This is a genomic window from Curtobacterium sp. VKM Ac-2889 (assembly GCF_015350855.1).
GTDB classification, from domain to species: Bacteria; Actinomycetota; Actinomycetes; order Actinomycetales; family Microbacteriaceae; genus Curtobacterium; species Curtobacterium poinsettiae.
Map to the genome: position 1 here is coordinate 500,209 of NZ_JADKSC010000001.1, position 16,506 is coordinate 516,714.

The 16,506-nt window shown below is 71.0% G+C and carries 18 protein-coding genes; 1 reads left to right on the plus strand and 17 read right to left on the minus strand.

Going from position 1 to position 16,506, the window contains the following annotated elements:
* Window positions 1-13: 13 nt before the first annotated feature.
* From ITJ50_RS02525 to tilS, 15 genes are all read right to left on the minus strand, one after another.
* Window positions 14-1,072 carry a sigma-70 family RNA polymerase sigma factor gene (locus tag ITJ50_RS02525; protein ID WP_017887673.1) on the minus strand — a complete coding sequence of 353 codons (1,059 nt, stop codon included), beginning with the start codon at window positions 1,070-1,072 and terminating at the stop codon, window positions 14-16.
* Window positions 1,073-1,425: 353 nt separating this feature from the next.
* Window positions 1,426-1,560: a hypothetical protein gene (locus tag ITJ50_RS17600; RefSeq protein ID WP_258320880.1), complete on the minus strand. Its 135-nt coding sequence runs from the start codon at window positions 1,558-1,560 to the stop codon at window positions 1,426-1,428.
* A gap of 63 nt (window positions 1,561-1,623) precedes the next feature.
* On the minus strand, window positions 1,624-1,806 hold the full coding sequence (locus ITJ50_RS02530; RefSeq protein WP_139179570.1) for a hypothetical protein: 183 nt from the start codon (window positions 1,804-1,806) through the stop codon (window positions 1,624-1,626).
* Window positions 1,807-1,864: 58 nt separating this feature from the next.
* Window positions 1,865-2,068, minus strand: coding sequence for a hypothetical protein (locus ITJ50_RS02535; RefSeq protein WP_017887676.1), 204 nt, complete (start codon window positions 2,066-2,068; stop codon window positions 1,865-1,867).
* A gap of 29 nt (window positions 2,069-2,097) precedes the next feature.
* Window positions 2,098-3,624: a lysine--tRNA ligase gene (lysS, locus tag ITJ50_RS02540; protein WP_071249845.1), complete on the minus strand. Its 1,527-nt coding sequence runs from the start codon at window positions 3,622-3,624 to the stop codon at window positions 2,098-2,100.
* 253 nt (window positions 3,625-3,877) lie between these two features.
* Window positions 3,878-4,570, minus strand: coding sequence for a Rossmann-like and DUF2520 domain-containing protein (locus ITJ50_RS02545; protein WP_194589855.1), 693 nt, complete (start codon window positions 4,568-4,570; stop codon window positions 3,878-3,880).
* Entirely contained in the window at window positions 4,567-6,333 is a 1,767-nt protein-coding gene (locus tag ITJ50_RS02550) for a PH domain-containing protein (protein ID WP_194589856.1), read from the minus strand. The genes ITJ50_RS02545 and ITJ50_RS02550 overlap by 4 nt, the downstream gene beginning before the upstream one ends.
* Before the next feature lie 9 nt (window positions 6,334-6,342).
* A complete protein-coding gene (locus tag ITJ50_RS02555; RefSeq protein ID WP_042536926.1) occupies window positions 6,343-6,864 on the minus strand; it encodes a PH domain-containing protein in 522 nt (173 codons plus the stop codon).
* Between the two features lie 24 nt (window positions 6,865-6,888).
* The gene (locus ITJ50_RS02560; protein WP_017887681.1) at window positions 6,889-7,380 is read right to left on the minus strand and encodes a DUF3180 domain-containing protein; all 492 of its coding nucleotides are present in this window, start codon (window positions 7,378-7,380) and stop codon (window positions 6,889-6,891) included.
* Complete coding sequence (gene folK / locus ITJ50_RS02565; protein ID WP_194589857.1) at window positions 7,377-7,931, minus strand: 2-amino-4-hydroxy-6-hydroxymethyldihydropteridine diphosphokinase; 555 nt, start codon at window positions 7,929-7,931, stop codon at window positions 7,377-7,379. The genes ITJ50_RS02560 and folK overlap by 4 nt, the downstream gene beginning before the upstream one ends.
* Window positions 7,928-8,317, minus strand: a complete 390-nt coding sequence (gene folB / locus ITJ50_RS02570; RefSeq protein ID WP_017887683.1) for a dihydroneopterin aldolase — start codon at window positions 8,315-8,317, stop codon at window positions 7,928-7,930. Before folB ends, folK begins: the two co-directional genes overlap by 4 nt.
* Window positions 8,314-9,282, minus strand: a complete 969-nt coding sequence (gene folP, locus ITJ50_RS02575; protein WP_017887684.1) for a dihydropteroate synthase — start codon at window positions 9,280-9,282, stop codon at window positions 8,314-8,316. The genes folB and folP overlap by 4 nt, the downstream gene beginning before the upstream one ends.
* 6 nt (window positions 9,283-9,288) lie before the next feature.
* Window positions 9,289-11,277, minus strand: a complete 1,989-nt coding sequence (ftsH, locus tag ITJ50_RS02580) for an ATP-dependent zinc metalloprotease FtsH (RefSeq protein WP_042537940.1) — start codon at window positions 11,275-11,277, stop codon at window positions 9,289-9,291.
* A 162-nt stretch (window positions 11,278-11,439) separates the two neighbouring features.
* On the minus strand, window positions 11,440-11,991 hold the full coding sequence (gene hpt, locus ITJ50_RS02585) for a hypoxanthine phosphoribosyltransferase (RefSeq protein ID WP_017887686.1): 552 nt from the start codon (window positions 11,989-11,991) through the stop codon (window positions 11,440-11,442).
* Between the two features lie 9 nt (window positions 11,992-12,000).
* On the minus strand, window positions 12,001-13,020 hold the full coding sequence (gene tilS, locus ITJ50_RS02590) for a tRNA lysidine(34) synthetase TilS (protein ID WP_056072440.1): 1,020 nt from the start codon (window positions 13,018-13,020) through the stop codon (window positions 12,001-12,003).
* A gap of 64 nt (window positions 13,021-13,084) precedes the next feature.
* Here tilS and ITJ50_RS02595 point away from each other — a divergent pair, with 64 nt between their 5' ends.
* The gene (locus ITJ50_RS02595) at window positions 13,085-13,576 is read left to right on the plus strand and encodes an inorganic diphosphatase (protein ID WP_017887688.1); all 492 of its coding nucleotides are present in this window, start codon (window positions 13,085-13,087) and stop codon (window positions 13,574-13,576) included.
* Window positions 13,577-13,689: 113 nt separating this feature from the next.
* Here the strand turns inward: ITJ50_RS02595 and ITJ50_RS02600 are convergent, their stop codons facing one another.
* Both ITJ50_RS02600 and ITJ50_RS02605 read right to left on the minus strand, forming a co-directional pair.
* A complete protein-coding gene (locus tag ITJ50_RS02600; protein ID WP_194589858.1) occupies window positions 13,690-15,153 on the minus strand; it encodes an NlpC/P60 family protein in 1,464 nt (487 codons plus the stop codon).
* 34 nt (window positions 15,154-15,187) lie between these two features.
* Window positions 15,188-16,465 carry a M23 family metallopeptidase gene (locus tag ITJ50_RS02605; protein ID WP_017887689.1) on the minus strand — a complete coding sequence of 426 codons (1,278 nt, stop codon included), beginning with the start codon at window positions 16,463-16,465 and terminating at the stop codon, window positions 15,188-15,190.
* Window positions 16,466-16,506: the final 41 nt, after the last annotated feature.

Sequence of the window (16,506 nt, forward strand, 5' to 3'; positions counted from 1 at the left end):
GAAGTCCACTGACCTAGTCGGTCAGGTACAGCTGCATGTCCTGCGAGACCGCCTTGGCGAACAGGCGCAGCTTGGCGCGCGACTCCACCCGGCTGACCGCCTGGCGGGTCGTGTGCACGATCTTCGAGATCTCGTCGAGCGTCATCGGCTTGTCGTCGTCCAGGCCGTAGCGCATGCGGATGACGTTGGCCTCGTCGCTCGGCAGCTCGGAGACGATGGAGCGGATGTCGCGGTGCAGCAGCGTCGTCTCGGTGAGCTCGTTCGGGCTGGCGGCGTCCTCGTCCTCGATGAAGTCACCGAGTTCGCTGTCGTCCGAGTCGCCGACGACCGTGTGGATCGAGACCGGCTCGTGCGAGCGGCCCTTGAGGTCGACGAGTTCCTCGACGCTCATGCTCAGCTCGGCCGCGACCTCTTCCGGCATCGGCGCGCGGCCGAGGTCGACGGTCAGGTCACGCTCGGTGCGCGAGATCTTGTTGATGAGCTCGACGGTGTGCACCGGGATGCGGATCGTGCGCGCCTTGTCGGCGAGACCACGCGAGATCGCCTGGCGGATCCACCAGGTGGCGTAGGTCGAGAACTTGTAGCCCTGCGTGAAGTCGAACTTCTCGACCGCACGGACCAGGCCGAGGTTGCCTTCCTGGATGACGTCCATGAAGGGCAGGCCGCGCTGCGAGTACCGCTTGGCGATGCTCACGACGAGGCGGAGGTTCGAGGTGATCATGCGCTCCTTGGCGCGCTCACCGTCGCGGACGAGCCAGCGGAGTTCACGCTGCAGGGTCTTCGCCAGACCCTTCTCGGTGGCGAGCTTCTCTTCGGCGAAGAGCCCGACCTCGATGCGGCGGGCGATCTGCGCTTCTTCCTCGGCGGTGAGGAGCGAGAGACGGCCGATGTGACGGAGGTAGTCGCCGACCTGGTCGACCGAGGCACCGCGGACACCGGCGAGCTGCTCGTCGGCCTCGACCTCGGTGTCGAGGGAGGTGGTGGCGGACTCGGCGGTCGCGGTCTTCGATGCCGATGCCTTCTTGGTGGCGGTGCGGCGGGTGGTGCTGGGTGCAGCCGTTGCGATCGTCATGGTGTTTCTCCCTGCGTTCGACGGTGATGGCTTCGTGGGGTGGTACCGGGGGGTGCTGATGAGTAAAGCGGCCCGGAGGTGTACCCCACAAATCGTTCGGAGCGATTCTCAGGGATCTCCGTGCTTCACCCTCGGCAGCATCCCCAGCGGGGTACAGCACACCGCCAGTCTGGTCCCCCATCAGGCCCCGGATCAAGCCGGAACTGCCGTGTTTCCGGCGTTGCAGACGTGTTTCACCAGCGTTTCCAACCGTGTACCCCGAGGGACTGCGTACTCCGGACATGCAAAAGGGGTACGTGCGACCCGATCAGTGTGATCTGGTCGTCGTACCCCGAACAAGGGATGGGTGGGGGTCACCAGGAGGGTTCGAGCCACCCGTCCCGGCGCTTGGACACCTCGAGGTCGGCGTCTCGGTCGAACTCGTCGTACTCGCTCTCGATGTCCCCGACGAGGCTGCGGCCCGTGAAGGGATGTGCGGTGGTTGCCATGCGGACGATGCTCACCCCGGCACGCGTCGGCGAGGTGAACGGTGTGTGACGGTCGGTCGGCGCTCAGACGTCGAGGTCGTCGACGTCGCCCTCGTCGTCGAGGGCTCCACCGTCGGCGACGCCGGTGGCTCCGCCGGGTCCGTCCGTGCCGTTCGGCGCGCCGGACGTGCCCGACACCCGGTGGCCGAAGGCGTCCTCCACGTCGAGGTCGTCGAGGTCGTCGACGGGATCGGGGGAGGTCGGCATGCGCGACAGGATCACACCGCGCGGTGAACACGGGGTGAAGTGGATCGTGCGCGGGCGGCTACTCGCCGGGCGTCGGAGCCGGCGCGGGACGACCGTGCTCGCGCTCGAAGCGGGCGCGCTCTTCGGCCTCGACCTTGGCGTACGCGGCACGCTCGGTCCGGTCGGCACGCATGATCGCGCGCATCACGAACCAGAAGATCAGGCCGACGACGATGGTCGGCGTCAGGGCGAAGACGATCCCGCTTACGACTCCATCAGGCACCCGAGCATCGTACCCCGGTGGACTCGGAGTTATTTGACCAGCGGGAACAGGATCGTCTCGCGGATGCCGAGACCCGTGATGGCCATCAGCAGGCGGTCGATCCCCATGCCCATGCCGCCCGACGGGGGCATCGCGTGCTCGAGCGCCCGCAGGAAGTCCTCGTCCACACGCATCGCCTCGAGGTCGCCGCCGGCCGCGAGCTTCGCCTGCTCGACGAAGCGCTCCCGCTGCACGACCGGGTCGACGAGCTCGGAGTACGCCGTGCCGAGCTCGAAGCCACGGACGTACAGGTCCCACTTCTCGACGACGCCCGGACGGGTGCGGTGCTGCCGGGTGAGCGGCGAGGTGTCGACCGGGAAGTTCATCACGAAGGTCGGACGGTCGAGCGAGTCGATGACGAAGTGCTCCCAGAGCTCCTCGACGTACTTGCCGTGCGTGGCGTGGGCGACCTCGACGCCCTCGGCCTCGGCGAGCGCCTGCAGCTCGGACAGCGGGGTCTCCGGGCTGATCTCGCGCCCGGCGGCCTCGGACAGCGAGCCGTACATGTCGATGCGGGGCCACTCGCCACCCAGGTCGTAGGTGCTGCCGTCGGGCAGGGTGACCTCGAGCGCACCACCGGTGACGGCGCGGGTCGCGTTCTGCACGAGCTCCTGGGTCAGGTCGGCCATCTGCTCGTAGTTGCCGTACGCCTGGTACGCCTCGACCATCGCGAACTCGGGCGAGTGCGACGAGTCGGCACCCTCGTTCCGGAAGTTGCGGTTGATCTCGAACACCCGGTCGATGCCACCGACGACGGCCCGCTTCAGGAACAGCTCGGGGGCGATGCGCAGGAACAGCTCGGTGTCGAAGGCGTTCGAGTGCGTCACGAACGGTCGGGCCGAGGCGCCGCCGTGCTGGGTCTGCAGCATCGGGGTCTCGACCTCGAGGTACTCGTGGGCGGTGAAGGTCTGGCGGAGCGACGCCATCACGGCAGCTCGGGCACGCACGGTGGCGCGGGCTTCGTCGCGGACGATGAGGTCGAGGTAGCGCTGGCGGACCCGCGTCTCCTCGTTGAGCTCGTTGTGCAGGTTCGGCAGCGGCAGGATCGCCTTCGCCGCGATCGCCCAGTCGTCGACCATGATCGACAGCTCGCCGCGGCGCGAGGAGATCACGCGGCCGTGCACGAACACGTGGTCACCGAGGTCGACGAACTCCTTCCAGCGGGCGAGGGAGTCGTCCCCCACCTCGGCCAGGGAGACCATCGCCTGGATGCGTGCGCCGTCGCCGGACTGCAGCGACGCGAAGCAGAGCTTGCCGGTGTTGCGCGAGAACACGACACGGCCGGCGATGCCGACGACGTCCTGGGTCTCCTCGCCGGTCTCCAGGTGCGCGTACTGCTCGCGCACGGCCGGGATCGTCGTGGTGAGGGGGAGCTCGGCGGGGTACGCCTCGATACCCGACTCCAGCAGCTTCGCCCGCTTGTCGAGCCGGACCTGTCGCTGCTCGCTGGTCTCCTGCTCGGCCAGTGCGGCGGCGTCGGTGATCGCGGTGTCGGGGGTGACGGTCTCGTCGGTCATGCGGGTGCGGCTCCGATGGTCGTGGGGGTCGGGGGAAATGCTACCCGCGCCACGCTCCCGCCCCGGAACCGTGCCCGCCGGACCAGGAGCCGAGGCCGCGGTCACAACACCCCGCACGCGTCACGCCCGCCGGTCACGATCTGTCGGCCGGAGCGCTCGCAACCGACAGGTCGTGACCACTCGGGGGAACTGAGCGGGGAGTCATGACCGACCGCCGACCGACCGCGACCCCGACCCCGACCCCGACCCCGACCTACAGCTTCGACTGCCCGTCGGCCGCGGTCAGCGCGTTGTCGACGGCGGAGCGGACGAGCGCCCCGAGGACGCGACCCGGGTGTTCGACACCGATGCCGGACAGGGTGCCTGCGGACTGGTCGACGATCGCCGTCGAGAAGCTCACGGCCGCCCGCACCGCATCGGCGTACGCGGCCCGGTCGCCCTCCGCCACGACGAACGGCTCGGCGCCCATCTCGACCACCAGGGCCTGCGCGATCGGCAGCACGGGTGCCGGAGCGGTCACCGCGCAGTACGCGTCACGGAGCCGTGACAGGTCGACGCTGGTGCCCGTGAACGCCATCGCGGGGTGGATCGCGAGCGGGATCGCGCCGGCCGCCATCGCCGGGGCGAGGATGCCGACGCCGTGGTCCGGGCTGGTGTGCACGACGAGCTGCCCGGGCTGCCAGATGCCGGCGTCGGCCAACCCCTGCACGAGCGAGGCGAGCTGGTCGTCCGGCACCGCGAGCAGGACGAGTTCGCTGCGCTCGACCAGGTCGGGCGTCGCGAGCACCGGGGCGCCGGGCAGCATCGCCTCGGCACGGTCGCGGCCCTCTTCCGACACGGCGGTCACGCCGACGACGGCGTGCTCCGCGTTCGCCAGGGCTGCTCCGAGGACGGGTCCGACCCGTCCGGCGCCGACGATGCCGACCCCGAGACGCCCGGCCCTCATCGTGCGGCTCCGGTGGGCGGGACGTCGCCCCACCCCGGGCCGGGAGGCGCGGCGTCCTGCCGGTGGGCCGCGGCGGGCCCGGCAGGGGCTCCGGACCCGGGCCACGGTGCGTCCGCAGCGTGTGTGGCGGACGCGGGGCGGGCCTCCCGTTCGCGCCAGCGGTGGGTCGTGTCGACGGCGGCGGCATCGACGGCGCGCTGGGTGGTCTCGGACCAGAAGCGCTGCGCGTCACGCGCGTCGAGCGCGCCGATGCGTGCCGAGACCGGACCGGCGACGGTGTGGACGTGGACGGTCGCGACCCGCAGGGCACGCTCGAGCGGTCCCTGCTCAACCTTGACGCTCTGCACGCGGGGCAGCGGCACGATGACGAGCGACCGCCAGACGGCGCCGAGCCGCAGCAGCACCGCGCCCTGCACGAACCGGTAGCCGTTGCGCCGGAACGCGAACGGGCGGAGCCACGCGCCTCGCCGTGGGGAGTGCACGAAGCCGCCGCGGTCACCCGAGGTGGTGAGGCTGTCGTCGACGACGTCCACGGCTTCGGCCGCGCCCTCGCGCAGGGCTTCCGGCGAGGCCTCGGGGCCGGCGACGACGGTGCCGACGAGCCCCGGCAGGATGATGTCGAGGACCTCGCGGACGTCCGCCGTCGTGCCCACGGGCAGCACGATCGAGGACACCTGCTGGTTGCTGGACGCCCCGTTGCCGGCGCTCGTCGCGCGGTTGATGCGGATGTCCCACCAGCCGAACGGGCGCCACAGCAGCGGCTGCGCGACGCTCACGGCGTGGATGCGCCCGGGCGGCAGCGTCTCGTTCGACGTCGAGACCAGCCCGAAGCCGATCCGGATGCCGTCACGCGTCTCGGCGATCGTGTACTGCAACGAGCGGGAGAACTTGCGGACGTAGTACCCGCCGGCACCGAGGACGGCGGGGAACAGCCCGAACAGCACCGCGAACTCGCCGGTGAGGGCGACGCTGACGATCATGCCGGCGATGACGAGCAGCAGGAACAGCGTCGTGCCGGACAGCAGCATCGACGCGATCAGCCGCCCCGGGCGCACCTTGACGATGCGGGTGGCGTGCACGGCCACCGGGTCGAGCTCGGGCGAGAACATCTCGTCGACGCGGTCCTGCAGTGCGCCGTGCGACTGCCGCGACGGACCACCGTGGCCGTCGTCGTCCTTGGCGCCGGACGCCAGCACCAGGATCCGCTGCCGCAGGTCGTCGGCGGCGCGGACCCCGAGGTAGGCGAGCTGCACGTTGGCGTCGTTGCCGGCCTGCGCGATCTCGAGCTTGGCGGTACCGAACACCCGGGGCACGAGCGGCCGCTGGATGTTGATGCCCTGGATCCGGTCGAGCCGGGCCTTGCGGTGGTTCCGGAACAGCACGCCGGAGCGCACCTCGACGATCTCGCCGGTGACGCGGAACTCGTGCATGCGCCAGGACAGGTAGAACAGCCCGATCAGCACCAGGAGCAGCACCACGATGCCGAGCAGGACCCAGCCGACGACGCCGTGCTCGTACACGTACCGGACCGGGTCACCGTCCTCCTGCTGGTCGCCGGGGATGAAGAACTCGACGAGCTGGTCCCGCAGGCTGTTCAGCACGTAGCCGAGGACGACGATGAGGAAGATCCCGCCCTTGAGCAGCGGGGTGAGCGGGTGCAGGCGGTGCCACTCGCCGTCGGTCAGGGGTGCCGCGGCGGCCGCGTTGCCCCCGGTGGGCGGCGCGGGCGGAGCGGGCGGCGGGGTGCCGGGTCGGAAGGTCACGAACGGCCCCTACAGTCCGGCGCGACGGGACTCGGCGAGCTCGACGAGGCGGTCGCGCAGCTCGTCGGCGTCCGCTGCCGGCACACCGGGGATCCGCACGTTGGTCGCGGCGGCGGCGGTGACGAACTTCAGCTCGCTCATGCCGAGCGCCCGGTCGAGCGGGCCCCGGGCGACGTCGACAAGCTGCATCCGGCCGTAGGGCACGGCCGTGAAGCGCTGCCACATCAGCCCGCGGCGCACGACCAGGTCGTCGTCGCGGAGCGCGTAGCCGATGGCCCGGACCCGTCGGGGCGTGAGCGCGGCGGTGATCGCCGTGGTGACCGCGACCGCGATGCCGATGGAGAGCCAGACGGTGCCGGCCCCGGAACCGAACCCGTCGTTGACGACGCCGATGAGCACGAAGCCCGCGGTGAGCACGACACCGATCACGAGCGTGGCGATGAGTTCGGTCCACACGAGCTTCGTGGACACCCGGTGCCAGGCGATCCCACCGAGGCCGAGGCCCGGCTCGTCGAGTCGTTCACGCGGCATCGCGGGCCTCCTGGGGTTGCTCGGTCAGTTCACCGTCGTCGAGCCGTTGCGGGGATCGTCACGGTCGTCGTCGTCACCCGGGGGTGCGACGCACATCCGTTCCGCGACCAGTGCGCAGACCGTCAGGACGATCCCGCCCCCGACGGCGATCACGTTCGGCAGGGTCGAGCCTAGCGAAGGCGTCGCGGAACGGGTCAGCAGGTACAGCACCAGGCCCAGGGCGAACCCACCGAGCAGCGTGCCGCAGATGCTGGACGCCTTCGCGAGCACGACGACCCGGGTCGCGTAGAGCGGGTCGACGGGCCGCTGCCGCCCGGCGCCCTCGCGTGCGTGGCGGCGCACCGGCCTGGCCATCAGCACGACGGCGACCCCGATGAACGCGAGCGTGATGCCGAGCGGGAGCGAGAACAGGAACGTCGGCAGCTGGCGCGACGCCAGGACGGCGTCGAGGGCGAACCCGGCGGCCACCGTCACGACGGCGATGCTGAGCAGCGTGGAGGCGCGGGTGGGCTTCATGCGCTGGTCGCGCTCCCCGCCGGTCGGGAGGCCCGTGCCGGCTCCGCGAACAGGCGCGGCTCGTCGACGCGCTCGGTGTCGTCCCCCACGGCGGCGAGCAGGTCGGCCACCGGTCCGGCGCCGGGCAGGACGGCCTCGGGGTCGGCGTCGAGCCAGGGGGCGAGCACGAAGGCGCGCTCCGCTGCCCGGGGGTGCGGCACGACCAGGGTGTCCGTGGCGATCCGCAGGTCGTCCACGGCGACGACGTCGAGGTCGAGGGTGCGGTCGCCCCACCGGACCTCGCGCGTGCGGCCGTGGGCGTCCTCGATGCCGTGCAGGGCGTCGAGGAAGGGCTGCGGCTCGAGGTCGGTGTCGACGACCACGACGGCGTTCCGGTACCGGGGTTTCGAGGTGTCGAGCCCGTCCAGGGTCACGGCGACCGACTCGACCTCGCGGCTCGAGGCCACCGGCACCACCCCGGGCAGGGCGGCGATCGCGGTAGCCGCCGCGCGGAGGGTGCTCCCCCGGTCACCGAGGTTCGCACCGAGGGCGACGACGACCCGGTGGGTCATTCTTCTTCCTCGTCCGGCACCGTGGCGCCGCGGCTGCGGTGGATGGTGATCGAGACGTCGGTGAACGGCACGGTGATCGGCGCCTGCGGCTTGTGCACCGTGACCTCGGTCGCCAGCGCGGCACGGTGGGTGAGCACGGCCGCGGCGATGCGCTCGGCCAGCGTCTCGATCAGGTCGACGGGGTCGCGTTCGATCTCGGCGACGACCTGCTCGGCGAGCACGCCGTAGTGCACGGTGGCGTCGAGGTCGTCGCTGCCCGAGGCCGCACGGGCGTCGAGCTCCACGGCGACGTCGACGACGAAGTCCTGGCCGTCCTCGCGCTCGTGGTCGAAGACGCCGTGGTGTCCGCGGGCGCGGACCCCGGTGAGTCGGATGGTGTCGTTCACGATCGAGCTGCCCTCCAGGCGTCCCAGACGTCGAGCACGGCACGGGTCGGTGCCGGGTCGTGCACGCGCACACCCCACGCGCCGCGTTCGGCGGCGAGCAGGCTGATGGCGGCGGTGGCGAGGTCGCGCTCCCTGGGAGGAGCGCCCTCGGGGCTCCCGACACCGTCGAGGAACCGCTTGCGTGAGGCGGCGACGAGCACCGGCAGGCCGATGGAGGCGAAGCGCTCGTAGCCGGCCAGGATCTCCCAGTTCTGCACGCCGTGCTTGGCGAAGCCGAGGCCCGGGTCGATGACGACCTGCTCCTGCCGGACGCCGAGCACGATGAGCTCGGCGACGCGGAGCTCGACCTCGCGACGGACTTCTTCGACGGCGTGGGTGTACTCGGCGTTGCGGTACATCCGGTCGCTGTGTCCCCGCCAGTGCATGACGACGAAGCCGACGCCCGTGGACGCCACGACGCGGGCCATGTCCGGGTCGGCGAGGCCGCCGGAGACGTCGTTGACGATGGCGGCACCGAGGTCGACGGCACGCTCGGCCGTCGCGGCGTTCATCGTGTCGACACTGACCGGGATGCCCTCGGCGACGAGCTGCTGCACGACCGGCAGCACGCGTTCCTGCTCGACGGGCACGGGCACGCGCTCGGACCCGGGCCGGGTGGACTCGCCACCGACGTCGATGACGTCGGCACCGGCGGCGACGAGGTCACGTGCGTGCTGCACGGCGGCGTCGTAGGCCTGGTGCAGACCGCCGTCGCTGAACGAGTCGGGGGTGACGTTGAGGATGCCGAGCACCCGGGTGCGCTCCTCGGCCGGACCACCGCGGTCACGGCGACGGCCGGTCACGACCTCGGGCACCGGCTGGGGTGCACGGAGGTCGATCGCGACCGTCGCCGGTTCGGCGGCGGCGGCGCGGGCACGACTCACCTCGGCGAGTCGACGCTCTCGTCGCGTCGGCAGCTCGGACATGCGGGCCTACGCGGGGGCGATACCCGGGTTGCCGAACGGGCGACGACGGGTCTTCGAGGTCGACTCGGAGTCCGTCGGGTCCGCTGCGGTCGCGGCGGCCTTGCCGGGCACGTCGATCGCGGGCAGGTTGCTGACCGGGCGCTTGTCGCTCGAGAGCCACTGCGGGCGCTCGGGCAGCTTGCGGACGTCCTTGAAGATCTCCACGAGCTCCGGGGCGTCGAGCGTCTCCTTCTCGAGGAGCTCACCGGCCAGGCGGTCGAGGATGTCGCGGTTGTCGTTGAGCACCTGGTAGGCCTCGTCGTGCGCGGCCTCGAGCAGGGCGCGGGTCTCGGCGTCGACCGTCTGGGCGATGTTCTCCGAGTAGTCCCGACCGGTGCCACCGCTCATGTCACGGCCGACGAACGGCTCGCTGGACCCGGAACCGAGCTTCACGGACCCGACGGCCTGGCTCATGCCGTACTCCGTCACCATCTTGCGGGCGGTGCCGGTGGCCTTCTCGATGTCGTTCGAGGCGCCCGTGGTCGGGTCGTGGAACACGATCTCCTCGGCGACGCGACCACCCATGGCGTAGGTGAGCTGGTCGAGGAGCTCGTTGCGGGTGACCGAGTACTTGTCCTCGAGCGGGAGCACCATCGTGTAGCCGAGGGCACGGCCGCGGGGCAGGATCGTGATCTTCGTGACCGGGTCGGTGTGCCGCATCGCCGCTGCCGCCAGGGCGTGGCCGCCCTCGTGGTACGCGGTGATCAGGCGTTCCTGGTCGGACATGATCCGGGTGCGGCGCTGCGGGCCGGCCATCACGCGGTCGACGGCCTCGTCGAGGGCACGGTTGTCGATGAGCTGCGCGTTCGAGCGGGCGGTCAGCAGGGCCGCCTCGTTCAGGACGTTCGCCAGGTCGGCGCCGGTGAAGCCCGGCGTCTTGCGGGCGAGCAGCTCGAGGTCGACGCTCGCGGCGAGCGGCTTGCCCTTCGCGTGCACCTCGAGGATCTGCTTGCGGCCGGCGAGGCCCGGGGCGTCGACGCCGATCTGACGGTCGAAGCGGCCGGGGCGCAGGAGCGCGGGGTCGAGCACGTCGGGACGGTTCGTCGCGGCGATGAGGATGACGTTCGTCTTGCCGTCGAAGCCGTCCATCTCGACCAGGAGCTGGTTCAGCGTCTGCTCGCGCTCGTCGTTGCCACCGCCGATGCCGGCACCACGGTGACGACCCACGGCGTCGATCTCGTCGATGAAGACGATGGCCGGCGAGTTCGCCTTGGCCTGCTCGAAGAGGTCACGGACACGGCTCGCACCGACACCGACGAACATCTCGACGAAGTCCGAACCGGAGATCGAGTAGAACGGCACACCGGCTTCACCCGCGACGGCGCGGGCGAGCAGGGTCTTGCCGGTTCCGGGAGGGCCGTAGAGCAGCACGCCCTTCGGGATCTTCGCCCCGACGGCCTGGAACTTCGCGGGCTCCTTGAGGAACTCCTTGATCTCGTGGAGTTCCTCGATCGCCTCGTCGGCACCCGCGACGTCGGCGAACGACACCTGCGGGTTCTCCTTGTTGTTGATCTTGGCCTTCGACTTGCCGAACTGCATCACCTTCGAGCCGCCGCCCTGGGCGCTCGAGAGCAGGAACCAGAACAGGGCACCGATGATCAGGAACGGCAGCAGGATGCTGAGCAGCGACAGGAACCAGTTGCCCTGCTGCACGGTGTCGTTGTAGCCCTTGGGCAGGTTGGAGTCGTTCACCGCCTGGATGACCTCTTCGCCGCGGGGCGTGGAGTAGTAGAACTGCTCCTGCTTGTCGCCGTCCTTGAGGACGAGGTCGACCCGCTGCTCCGTGGAGTTGACGGTCACGGACGAGACCTTGTCGTCGGCGAGCTGCTCGAGACCCTTCTGGGTGTTGATCTCTTGCGTGCTGCCCTGGCTGATGACGCTCCAGCCGATGAAGATGCCCGCCAGCGCGATCAGCACGTAGAGGTACGGGCCGCGGAAGATGCGCTTGAAGTTCATGTGATCCGGGCGCGAGTGCCCGACACCTTTCTCTGCCGAAGTTGCGTGCAGGTCAGCATACGGCCGCGATTCTGTGGCGAGAATGGGTGTCCTCTGCGGGCGAACTCACCCCCGGGCCAGAGTCGGCCGAGTGCGACCCGCGCGCAGCGGGTCGCTCGTCGGTCAGGAGTAGACGTGCGGGGCGAGGACGCCGACGCCGCGCAGGTTGCGGTAACGCTCGTCGTAGTCCAGGCCGTACCCGACGACGAACGCGTCGGGGATGTCGAAGCCCACGTACTTCACGTCGACCTCGACCTTGGCTGCCTCGGGCTTGCGCAGCAGGGCGACGATCTCGACGCTCGCGGCACCACGCGACTGCAGGTTCTGCTTGAGCCACGACAGGGTCAGGCCGGAGTCGATGATGTCCTCGACGATCAGGACGTCGCGCCCGTGCAGGTCGGTGTCGAGGTCCTTGAGGATCCGCACCACGCCGGACGACTTCGTGCCGGAGCCGTACGACGACACCGCCATCCAGTCCATCCGCGCCTGCATCTTGAGGTGGCGCGAGAAGTCCGCCATCACCATGACGGCACCCTTGAGCACCCCGACGAGCAGCGGGTCGCGGCCCGCGTAGTCGGCGTCGACGACCGCCGCGAGCTCGGCGAGCTTCTCGTCGATCTGCTCGGGGGTGAAGAGCACTTCGGACAGGTCTGCCTGGACGTCGGAGAGTTCCACCACGCCAGCCTAACCGGCGCTGAACTCGATGCGGTCGCCGGTCCGCGTGGCACGGACGCCCGGCAGGTCGATCGGGCCCTGTCCGCTCCAGTCCGTGACGAGCCGGCAGACCTCGAGCGTCTGCACGCGGGACAGCGTCACCCCGAACTCGCTCTCCACCGCCAGGCGCACGAGCCGCTGCCGGAGTGCCGGCGGGTTCGCCCCGAGCGCCCGCACCGACAGCGAGATGCCCGCCTCGGAGTGCTCGGCGATGTCCTCCGCGATCTCCTCGGCGAAGTGGTCGAGTGCCGCGGAGTCCTCGCGCAGCTGGTCGGCCGTCCGGGCCAGGGCCTCGGGGACCCCGGCGCCGAGCTCCCGTTCGAGCACCGGCAGCAGGGTGTTCCGCACCCGCACCCGTGCGTACGCGGGGTCGTCGTTCTGCGGGTCGTGCCAGGGTGCCAGCCCCGCTGCGGCGCACGCCTGCCGGGTCGCGTGCCGCCGGACGGTCAGCAGCGGACGGCCGTAGGCCGGACCGGCGTCACGCCGGGCGAGCGGCTGCATGCCGGACAGGCTGTCCGGCCCGCTGCCGCGCAGCAGGCCGAGCAGCACCGTCTCGGCCTGGTCGTCCAGGGTGTGCCCCAGCAGCACCAGGGGTGACCCGGTGGCGGCCGCGACCTCGGCGATCGACGCGTGGCGGGCCTCCCGGGCGGCGCCTTCCGGGCCACCGTCGGAGCCGACCGCGACCCTGCGGACCGTCACCGGGTCGAGTCCCAGCTCGGATGCCTGCCGGGAGGCGCGGCTCGCGACCGCCTCGGAGCCCGCCTGGAGCGCGTGGTCGACGACCACCGCCCCGGCCCGGAGACCCTGCTTGCCCGCCTCGAACGCGGTGGCCGCGGCGAGGGCGAGGGAGTCCGGTCCGCCGCTCAGTGCGACGAGGACCAGGTCGCCTTCGGCGACCACGCCGCCGTCGACGGCTGCGGCGAGCAGGTCACGGACGGCCAGACGGGTCTCGGCGACGGCGGGGTCGAGCCGGGGACGCGGAGAGTTCACCCGGTAACGTTAGCCGCGCTTTCGCAACACACGACAGTCCCCGAAGCAGACACAGGAGCGCAACATGGCCGCGTACGACGTCGTCGTCGAGATCCCCAAGGGCAGCCGCAACAAGTACGAGGTGGACCACGAGACCGGTCGCGTCTACCTCGACCGCGTGCTGTTCACCTCGTTCGTCTACCCCACCGACTACGGGTTCTTCGAGAAGACCCTGGCCGACGACGGTGACCCCGTGGACGCCCTGCTGCTGCTCGAGTTCCCGACGTTCCCCGGCGTGGGCGTCAAGGTCCGCCCCGTCGGCGTCTTCAAGATGAGCGACGAGGCCGGCATCGACGAGAAGGTCCTCGTCGTCCCCGCCAAGGACCCGCGCTGGGCGCACATCCAGGACATCGCGGACGTGCCGGAGCAGACGAAGGCCGAGATCGCGCACTTCTTCGAGCACTACAAGGACCTCGAGCCGAACAAGTGGGTCAAGGCCGAGGGCTGGGGCGACGCCGCCGAGGCCGAGCGCATCGTGCAGGCTGGTCAGGCCGCGTACGTGCCCGGTTCGCACTGACGATCCCCTGACGACGAACGGCGCCCGCTCTCCATCCGGAGGGCGGGCGCCGTTCTGTGCTGGTGCTTGCTCACGCAGCCGCTCTGGGAGGGAACGGGCATACCGGGAGCTGGCTACAGGGAGCCGCTCGGGCGGGCGACGTACGGCATGAGCTGGTTCGGCAGCCAGATCGCTCGCTCGACGACGCCGACGCCGGGCCGTGCAGCCTCGACCATGGTGCCGTAGCTCGTCACGATCGAGTCGTGGTACGCCCCCGACGACGTGCCGTTCGACGAGTAGAACAGGATGTCGCCGGGCTGGCGCTGGGACAGCGGGACGAGGCGACCGATCGACTTGAAGTAGTTGTACTGCCAGACGACGTTGTGCCCGCCGGTCGCGATGCCCTGCGAGCTGTAGGCCATCATCACCAGGCCGGAGCAGTCCCAGGTGTTCGGGCCGGCGCCGTTCAGCACGTACGGCTTGCCGAGCTGTCCGCGGGCGAACGCGATCGCACCGGCGGCCTTCGAGGGGCTGCTGGGTGCGGGCGCCGGGGCTGGGGCTGGAGCAGGAGCGGGAGCCGGGGCCGGTGCAGGAGCCGGGGCGGGGTTGCTCGGCCGCGTCGGCGTGCTGGGCTTGCTCGGGGTGCCGGGGTTCGACGGGGTGCTGGGCTGGGCCGGAGTGGAGGTGCCGCCGGTGGTGCCGGAGTTGCTGCCGCCGCCGGTGCTGCCGGTGCCGCCGGTGGTGCCGGAGTTGCTGCCGCCGCCGGTGCTGCCGGTGCCGCCGGAGGAGCTGCCGGTGTTGCCGCCACCGGAGTTGCGCGTCTGCTTCGCGATGGCCGCCGCGGCTGCCTTCGCCTGCTGGGCGCTCCAGTACGCGGTCTCCGTCGCGACGCTCGTGCCCTTCAGGTACGCGAGCTGGCGCAGGACCTCGCCCTGCTGCTCCTGCTGCTTCTGCACCCGTTCCTGGGCGCCGGCAGCGGCGGCGTTGGCCGTCGCGAAGGTGGTCTTCGTCGCCTTCGTCGCCTTGCTCAGGGCCTTCTCGGCGGCGGACTGCTGGGCTGCCAGGGACTCCACGGTCTTCTGGTCGGCGCGGGCCTCGGCCAGGACCGTCGCGGAGCGCTCGGACAGGTGCGACATCGTGCCGACCCGGTAGAGCAGGTCCTTGGAGTCCGACGAGTCCATGAGCATCGTCGTCGACAGGTCGCCGCCACCGGTGCGGGACAGCTCGACCACGAGCCCGGCCACCTGGCCGGCGGAGTCGTCCGCCCGGGCCTTCGCGCGCTTCGACTGCGCGGACAGGTCGGCGAGGTCGTCCTTCGCCTCCTGCTGCTGCGACGCGGCAAGGGCGTACGCCTGCCCGGCCTGCTGCTCGGCGACGCCCGCCTGGTCGGCGGCATCCTGCAGCGTGCTGAGCCGGTCGCTCAGCTCGTCGACCGTCTGCTGGGCGTCGGCCGCGTCGGACTTGGCGGCCTTGACGTCGTCCCAGGAGGGGCCCGAGGGCGCGGCCTGGGCCGGCCCGGCGATGACGACCGACAGGCCGATGCCGAGCACGGCGATGGTCGCGATCCCGCAGGAGAACGAGCGAGCGGAGGTGGTCATGACGTGGGACGACTCGTTCCGGTGGCGCTGATGCTCATACCGAGATCCCCCGCGCTGCCATGAAGGGGACCGGGTCGACAGCAGCGCCGTTGATCCGGGTCTCGAAGTGGAGGTGGCACCCGGTCGACCAACCGGTCGAACCGATCTTGGCGATCTGCTGCCCCGCGGTGACGTGCTGGCCGGCGGTGACCATGATCCCGCCGTCGACGACGTGGCCGTACGCGGTCGAGATGCCGCCGCCGTTGTCGAGGATGACCTCGTTGCCGTACCCGCCACCGTTGCCGGCGAAGGTGACGGTGCCGTCGTGTGCCGCGTAGATCGGGGCGTAGCAGGCCGGGGCCAGGTCGACACCCGCGTGCAGGGCGCTGATGTGCGTGTACGGGTCGACGCGGTAGCCGTACGGGCTCGTCTGGAACCCTCCGGCGGGGCGGACCCACCCGGCGGGGTTGGCGCTGCCGCCGCCGGTGCCGCCCTGGCTGGTCGCCGCGGCCTTGGCTGCTGCCTTCGCGGCGGCTGCGGCCAGGCGGGCCTGGCGGGCCTTCTCGGCGGCGACGCCCTTGCGGTAGTCGGCCTCGACGCCGCGCTGCTTCGAGGTGAGCGCGGTCAGCTGCGCCTCGAGCCGGGATTCGTTGTCGTTCTGGGCGTCGACCGCGGTCTGTGCGGCATCGGCGGCTCCCTGGGCCTGCTGCATCTTCGACTGCGCGGCGTCGGCGAGGTCCCCGAGGGCCTGCTTGGCACGATCGGCCTTGTCAGCGAGCCCCTGGGCCACGCCACGGTCCTGCGAGGCCTGTGCGTAGATGCCCTCGGACTGCTCGCTGAGCTTCGACATGGCCCCGAGCTCGTACAGCAGGTCTCCGGAGTCGGACGGGTGCGTGAGGATGTCCGTCGTCACGTCGTCGCCGCTGGTGCGACCCAGCTGGGCGGCGAGCTGGCCGGCCTGCGCCTCGGACTGCGCGGCGGTCTGCTTCGCATCGTCGGCCTGCGACTGGAACTTCTTCTGCTTGAGCGTCGCCTCGTCGTACTTGTTCTGCGCTGCCTGGTACGCCTCACCGGCGGCCTGCGCGGCCTTCTGCTTGGCGGCGGCCTCGCTCTTCAGTGACGAGATGAGCGACTTGATCTCACTGACCTTCGCCTGTTGGGCGCTGGTCGACGACTTCGCCTGCTGCACCTCGTCCCAGCTGGGGTAGCTCGCAGCGCTGGCGGACGACGTCGGGGCGATGGCCGCGAGCGTGCCGGCCGTGAGCGCGACGGCGACCGCGGCGGCGATCAGGCGGCTGCGGGTGCTGAGGGAGAGCGGAGTGGAGGTCGACATGTATCTCGATTTCGTAACAGCGCGGCAAGGCTCACGCACGT

Coding starts and splice junctions, on each gene's coding strand:
- lysS (WP_071249845.1), bottom strand. CDS start 3,624: ATGACCGACGAGACCGTCACCCCCGACACCGCGATCACCGACGCCGCC.
- ITJ50_RS02525 (WP_017887673.1), bottom strand. CDS start 1,072: ATGACGATCGCAACGGCTGCACCCAGCACCACCCGCCGCACCGCCACC.
- ITJ50_RS02605 (WP_017887689.1), bottom strand. CDS start 16,465: ATGTCGACCTCCACTCCGCTCTCCCTCAGCACCCGCAGCCGCCTGATC.
- folK (WP_194589857.1), bottom strand. CDS start 7,931: ATGACCCACCGGGTCGTCGTCGCCCTCGGTGCGAACCTCGGTGACCGG.
- ITJ50_RS02595 (WP_017887688.1), top strand. CDS start 13,085: ATGGCCGCGTACGACGTCGTCGTCGAGATCCCCAAGGGCAGCCGCAAC.
- ITJ50_RS02530 (WP_139179570.1), bottom strand. CDS start 1,806: ATGCCGACCTCCCCCGATCCCGTCGACGACCTCGACGACCTCGACGTG.
- ftsH (WP_042537940.1), bottom strand. CDS start 11,277: ATGAACTTCAAGCGCATCTTCCGCGGCCCGTACCTCTACGTGCTGATC.
- ITJ50_RS17600 (WP_258320880.1), bottom strand. CDS start 1,560: ATGGCAACCACCGCACATCCCTTCACGGGCCGCAGCCTCGTCGGGGAC.
- ITJ50_RS02560 (WP_017887681.1), bottom strand. CDS start 7,380: ATGAAGCCCACCCGCGCCTCCACGCTGCTCAGCATCGCCGTCGTGACG.
- ITJ50_RS02555 (WP_042536926.1), bottom strand. CDS start 6,864: ATGCCGCGTGAACGACTCGACGAGCCGGGCCTCGGCCTCGGTGGGATC.
- ITJ50_RS02545 (WP_194589855.1), bottom strand. CDS start 4,570: ATGAGGGCCGGGCGTCTCGGGGTCGGCATCGTCGGCGCCGGACGGGTC.
- folP (WP_017887684.1), bottom strand. CDS start 9,282: ATGTCCGAGCTGCCGACGCGACGAGAGCGTCGACTCGCCGAGGTGAGT.
- ITJ50_RS02600 (WP_194589858.1), bottom strand. CDS start 15,153: ATGACCACCTCCGCTCGCTCGTTCTCCTGCGGGATCGCGACCATCGCC.